4 protein-coding genes are annotated in these 6,649 nt (G+C 66.6%); all 4 read left to right on the forward strand.

Annotated elements, in window-relative coordinates; translation table 11 throughout:
• Positions 1–1,029, forward strand: a 1,029-nt coding sequence (locus tag WAN71_RS12910; RefSeq protein WP_422225707.1) for an AAA family ATPase, incomplete at its 5' end; no start/stop codon positions are given.
• Between the two features lie 11 nt (positions 1,030–1,040).
• Positions 1,041–2,339 (forward strand): signal recognition particle-docking protein FtsY, encoded by a 1,299-nt coding sequence (gene ftsY / locus WAN71_RS12915; protein ID WP_422225708.1) that lies wholly within the window; start codon positions 1,041–1,043, stop codon positions 2,337–2,339.
• 124 nt (positions 2,340–2,463) lie between these two features.
• Positions 2,464–5,802, forward strand: a complete 3,339-nt coding sequence (locus WAN71_RS12920) for an adenylate/guanylate cyclase domain-containing protein (protein WP_422225709.1) — start codon at positions 2,464–2,466, stop codon at positions 5,800–5,802.
• A gap of 199 nt (positions 5,803–6,001) precedes the next feature.
• Positions 6,002–6,649, forward strand: a 648-nt coding sequence (locus WAN71_RS12925; protein ID WP_422225710.1) for an ammonium transporter, incomplete at its 3' end; no start/stop codon positions are given.

Consider the following 6,649-nt stretch of genomic DNA (forward strand, 5'->3'; position numbering starts at 1 on the left):
AGTCAGGTCGTCGCGGCCGCGTCGCGCAACCGCGACGTGCTCGCCGCCGAACGTCAGCAGAGGTCCACCGCCATGGCGGCGGTTCGCGAAGAGGTCAACGCGCTGGGCACCCGGATCGCCGCGCTCACCGAGTCGCTGCACCGCGACGAGGTTGCCAAGGCGCAGGCGGCGCTGCGGATCGAGCAGCTTGAGCAGATGGTGCTCGAGCAGTTCGGGATGGCGCCTGACGACCTGGTCGCCGAATACGGCCCGGAGGTCCCGCTGCCGCCGACCGAGCTTGAGCTCGCCGAATACGAGCAGGCCCGCGAACGCGGCGAGCAGGTGATCGCGCCGGCGCCCATGCCATACGACCGGGCCACCCAGGAGCGTCGCGCCAAACGCGCCGAACGAGAGCTGGCCGAGCTGGGCCGGGTCAACCCGTTGGCGCTCGAGGAGTTCGCGGCGCTGGAGGAGCGCTACAACTTCCTGTCCACCCAACTCGAGGACGTCAAGGCCGCGCGCAAGGATCTTCTTGACGTAGTTGCCGACGTCGACGCCCGCATCCTGCAGGTGTTCACCGACGCTTACACCGACGTGGAACGCGAGTTCAGCGGGGTGTTCGCCGCCCTGTTCCCCGGCGGGGAGGGCCGCTTGCGGCTTACCGATCCCGACGACATGCTCACCACCGGCATCGAGGTGGAGGCCCGCCCGCCCGGTAAGAAGATCAAGCGGCTATCGCTGCTGTCCGGTGGGGAGAAGGCGCTGACCGCGGTCGCGATGCTGGTGGCGATCTTCCGGGCCCGTCCGTCGCCGTTCTACATCATGGACGAGGTGGAAGCGGCCCTCGACGATGTGAACCTGCACCGGCTGCTTGGTCTGTTCGGGCAGCTGAGAGCTCAGTCGCAGCTGATCATCATCACCCATCAGAAGCCGACGATGGAGGTCGCCGACGCGCTCTACGGCGTGACGATGCGCGATGACGGCATCACCGCGGTGATCTCCCAGCGGATGCGCGGCCAGCAGGTCGACCAGCTGGTCACGACTACATAGCGAGGAATACGTTGCCCCAAGCTCTGTGGATTGCGATCGCGGTCGCCGCCACACTGATCGTCATCGCCGCCTTGATCTTTGGGCTGGTCCGCTACCGCCGGCGGCGGGTCAGCCTGTCGGCCCGCGAGCACACCGACACCCTGGATCGCTCGGGCGGCTACACCGCATCGTCGGGAATCACGTTCAGCCGCACCGAGTCTCGGGATCGGATCGACACCACCGGACTGCCCGCCGTGGGCGACGACGCGACCATCCCCCGCGATGCCCCGAAGCGTCCGATCGCCGATGTTCAACTGCCCGAACCGGATACCTCAGATATCGGGGCGCCTCCACCGGTGCAGACGCCCGCGCCCGCTGCCGGGCCGTCAGCGCCCGAGGTGGAGGCTATAGCGCCGCCCGATGGGCGATTAGAGCGACTGCGCGGCCGGCTCGCCCGGTCACAGAATGCGTTGGGCCGCAGCCTATTGGGGCTGCTCGGCGGCGGCGATCTCGACGAAGACTCCTGGGAGCAAGTGGAGGACACTCTGCTAGTCGCCGACTTGGGCCCGGTGGTTACCACGTCGGTAGTGGCGCAGCTGCGCAGCCAACTCGCGAGCAAAGACGTACGCACCGAGGGCGACGCCCGCGCAGTGCTTCGGGAGGTGCTGATCAGCGAGCTGCAACCCGACCTGGACCGCTCGGTTCGCGCACTGCCGCATGGCGATCACCCGTCGGTGCTGCTGGTCGTCGGCGTCAACGGCACGGGCAAAACCACCACCGTCGGCAAACTGGCGCGGGTGTTGGTCGCCGACGGCCGCCGGGTCGTGCTGGGCGCCGCCGACACCTTCCGGGCCGCCGCTGCCGACCAACTACAGATCTGGGCTGCGCGAGTGGGTGCCGAAGTGGTGCGTGGAGCTGAGGGCGCCGACCCGGCCTCGGTCGCTTTCGATGCCGTCGACAGGGGCATCGCCGCGGGCGCTGACGTCGTGGTGATCGACACCGCAGGCCGGCTGCACACCAAAGCCGGATTGATGGACGAGCTCGGCAAGGTCAAACGCGTTGTGACGCGGCGCGCAGCGGTGGACGAGGTGCTGCTGGTGCTCGACGCCACCATCGGGCAAAACGGGCTCGCCCAGGCTCGGGTGTTCGCCGACGTCGTCGACATCACCGGAGCGGTGTTGACCAAGCTGGACGGAACCGCCAAGGGCGGCATCGTTTTCCGGGTCCAGCAGGAACTTGGCGTGCCGGTGAAATTGGTCGGGCTCGGGGAGGGACCCGACGATCTTGCACCGTTCGAACCCGCCGCCTTCGTCGATGCCCTGCTCGGTTGACCGACGGGTCGTGCACCGATTTGACCGAACCAGCGTCGCGAGGCCGGTGGGTCTCAACACTTCTTGTCGGAGAACGCAGGGTGATAAGGCGGAAATCGTTGACCAACAGTGACACGATGCTGACGTGGACCCCAGCGGGGACGGTGGCGGTGGACTGACCCCGACGGGGTTGATCTGCGGTTCCTGCGGCGCGCAGTCCAGCTCGACGGCGAAGTTCTGCGGCGAGTGCGGTGTGCGCCTTACGGAGGCCACCCGGTCGGCTGAGTACAAGCAGGTCACAGTTCTCTTTGCCGACGTGGTCCACTCCATGGACATTGCGGCAGCCGTCGGGGCTGAGCCGCTGCGCGAGATCATGGCCGGCCTGGTAGACCTCGCTTCGCCGGTGGTGCAGCGCTACGGCGGCACGGTGGACAAGTTCACCGGGGACGGGATCATGGCGGTGTTTGGCGCACCGACGGCACTGGAAGATCACGCGCTGCGCGCCTGTATGGCGGCGCTCGGTATTCAGGATGAGGTCAAGCGGCTGGCGGTTGAGGTTGAGCATCACCACGGTGTTGACCTGCGGCTGCGGATAGGCCTCAATTCCGGCCAGGTCATTGCCGGTGAGATCGGTTCGGGCGCTACGGGTTACACCGCGATTGGTGAACAGGTGGGCATGGCGCAGCGGATGGAGTCGGTGGCGCCGCCGGAGGGGGTGATGCTCAGTGCATCTACTGCGCGGCTGGTTGAGCCCGCGGCGGTGCTGGGTGAGCCTGAGATGGTGCACATCAAGGGCGCCAAGGATGCGGTACCCGCGCGGCAGCTGCTGGGCATGGCGTCGCAGCCAGGGGGGATCGGTCGCTTTGAGACCACGTTGGTGGGACGTCAATGGGAAGTGAACACCGTCACAGCCATCTTGGATCGATCGATCGGTGGCCACGGAGGTGTGGTGTGTGTGGGGGGAGCGGCGGGCATCGGCAAGAGCCGGCTGGTTCACGAGACCGTCGAGATCGCCCGTGGTCGGGGTGTCGAGGTGTTTTCGACCTTTTGTGAGTCGCATGCCGGTGACATCTCGTTTCATGTGGTGGCGCGGCTGCTGCGGGCGATCGCGGGGATCAGCGAGCTTGATAGCGAGGCCGCGCGGGCGCGGGTGCGCAGCCGGTTTCCTGTCGACGTCGACCCGCAGGATCTGGTGTTGCTGGATGACCTGTTGGGCATTCGTGACCCGGAATCCGAGCTGCCGCCCATCGACCCGGCCGCGCGGGGGCGGCGGTTGACCGCGCTGATCAACTCCTGGTCGCTGGCGCGCGCCGCGCCGGTGCTTTACATCCTCGAAGACGCGCACTGGATCGACGCGGTCAGCGAATCCATGCTGGCCGGGTTTTTGAAGGTGATCCCGCATACCCCGGCGATGGCGCTGATCACCTACCGCCCGCACTACCACGGCGCGCTCGCGCAGGTGCCCGGTGCGCAGACGGTGGCGCTGGCACCACTGGGTGATGCGGACACCTCGGCTTTGGTGGGTGAGCTGGTGGGCCCGGATCCCTCGGTGGGCGCGGTGGCCGCGCTGATCAGCGAACGGACCGCCGGTAACCCGTTTTTCGCGCAGGAGATGGTGCGCGAGCTTGCCGAGCGCGGTGTGCTCGAGGGCGAGCGCGGTGGTTACCGGTGCGGCACCGATGTGGCCGAGGTCAGCGTGCCGGCCACCGTGCAGGCGGTCATCGCCGCGCGCATCGATCGCCTCGAACCAGCCGCCAAGCAGACGCTGAGCGCCGCGGCGGTGATCGGATCACAGTTCGGCCCGGACCTGTTGACCAGCCTGGGGATCGATGCGGCCCTCGAGGCGCTGGTCGAGGCGGAGATGATCGATCAGGTGAGGTTCACCCCGCCCGCCGAGTACGCATTCCGGCATCCGTTGATCCGCGCGGTGGCCTACGAGTCGCAACTGAAATCAGACCGCGCCAAGCTGCACCGGCGCCTGGCCGCGGCCATCGAGGCCGGCGACCCGGGATCGGTCGAGCAGAACGCGGCGGTGATCGCCCAGAATCTGGAGGCAGCCGGCGATGTGCAGGCCGCCTATGGCTGGCATATGCGTGCCGGCGCGTGGTCGACGCACCGCGATTTGGCCGCGGCGCGGCTGAGTTGGGAGCGGGCGTGCGAGATCGCCGACGCGTTGCCCCCCGACGATCCGGGGCGCACCGTGATGCGTATCGCGCCGCGCACCCTGCTATCTGGCACCGCCTATCGAGTCCATGCGAAAGACTCCCTGACGCGCTTTGAGGAGCTGCGCGAACTGAGCACGCTCGCCGGCGACAAGGCATCGTTGGCGATGGGCATGGCCGGGCAGGTGATGAACCACTTTATTCACGCCCGCATGCGGGAGGCGTCGGCGCTGGCATCCGAACTCATGGCCCTGGTCGAGGCGATCGCGGATCCGGACATGACAGTCGGGCTGTCGTACGTGGCGAAATTCATCAAGATGGAGACCGGCGAATACACCGACGTGCTGCGCTGGTCACAAACGGTGATCGAGCTGGCCGACGGCGACCCCACCAAAGGCAACTTCCTCATAGGGTCTCCGCTGGCGTTCGCCCACGCAACGCGCGCGGTTGCCCGAGGGGGCCTGGGCCACCCGCTGGCAGAGGTGCTGCCTGCCCTCCCCGTCGCCGCAGCCATGTCCCGTGCGACGGACCCGACGACCCATGCCATGGTGATCGCCTTCACCTACGGACTAGGGATAGCCATCAAGGTGCTGCTGGCCGACGACGCCGCGCTGGAGCTCATTGATGAGGCGCTGCAGATCGCCGAACGATCCGCTGATGATTTCGCGCTGGGCCACGCCCGATACGCGCTGGGCCTGGCGCTGATGCACCGCGACTCCCCAGCAGATCGTGAGCGCGGACTGACGGCACTCACACAACTTCGTGACATGTGCCTACACGAGCACTGGACCCTATCCGAGGTACCAGAGATCGAGGCTTTCATCGCCTGGGAGCAGGCCAGGCGTGGAGACCTCGACGGTGCCATCGCGGCGTTGCGGGCAGCCGTGGACGACCTGTTCAATGCGGGACAGTTCGCCTGGTCCATTCCTCCCACCGGCATGTTCGTGGAGACGCTGCTGTCCCGTGGCGGCGAGGCTGATCTGCAGGAAGCCCAAACCGCGATCGAGCGGTTGGCCGCCGCCCCGAACCACGACATGGTGGACCGCGAGATCTATCTGCTGCGGCTCCGCGCGCTGCTGGCCGGCGCCCGTGGCGACGAGGCCGCCCACCGCGACCTGCTCCAGCAACACCGGGCCATGGCCACAAAGTTTGGCCGGCTAGGGCATATGGCGATGTCCGATTCGTGGACCGTCCGCGCTGCGGCGGCAGGCGCAAGCCGACTATTATCTGCTTCGGCGAGAATGTCCCGAAACCCCGTGTGGAACAAGGCTATTCAATGGTCGACGACGCCGAGGCGGCGCAAGAAGTCGGGTCCGACATAGTTGGCCTGGAATCGCCCCGATAGCAGCCGTCGGATTCTGCCTCAGCCCCCGGTGCCCCTTACTTCTCCGCCATTTCCAAACTTCACGCGGTGCCGTTTGGCTGAATTGACGTGTGAGCATGATGTAACACGGGCGAAACCTGCCAGCGTCACGTTTCGAAACAACCACTGCGCAAGGTTCTGGTTCAGGCCACAGGCACATGTCTGACGGCCATTCATGGCCGACCGGAGGTGATAGTCGAGTGAGTTTCCCGATACTGGGCCAGCCCAATACCGGCGATACCGCCTGGATGCTGGCAAGTTCTGCGCTGGTGCTGTTGATGACCCCGGGACTGGCGTTCTTCTACGGCGGGATGGTCCGCGCCAGAAGCGTGCTCAACATGCTCATGATGAGCATCAGTGCGATGGGCGTGGTGACGGTGCTGTGGGTGCTCTACGGCTACTCGATGGCATTCGGCAACGACACAGACAGCGTCGTCGGTGACCCGACCGAATACTGGGGTCTGAAGGGTCTCATCGGTGGCAACTCGGTGGCCGCGGATCCCAGCAAGGGCGTTGCGGCGACTGATATCCCGCTGGCCGGTACATTGCCGGCCACCGTATTCGTGGCGTTCCAGCTGATGTTCGCGATCATCACGGTCGCGTTGATCTCGGGGGCGGTATCCGACCGGCTGAAGTTCAGCGCCTGGCTGGTGTTCGCCGGACTGTGGGCGACCATCGTCTACTTCCCGGTCGCGCACTGGGTCTTCGCGTTTGACGGGTTCGCGTCTGAGCACGGCGGCTGGATCGCCAACAAGCTGCATGCAATCGACTTCGCCGGCGGTACTGCGGTCCATATCAACTCCGGT

This window comes from Mycobacterium sp., assembly GCF_049280035.1.
Classification (GTDB): Bacteria; Actinomycetota; Actinomycetes; order Mycobacteriales; family Mycobacteriaceae; genus Mycobacterium.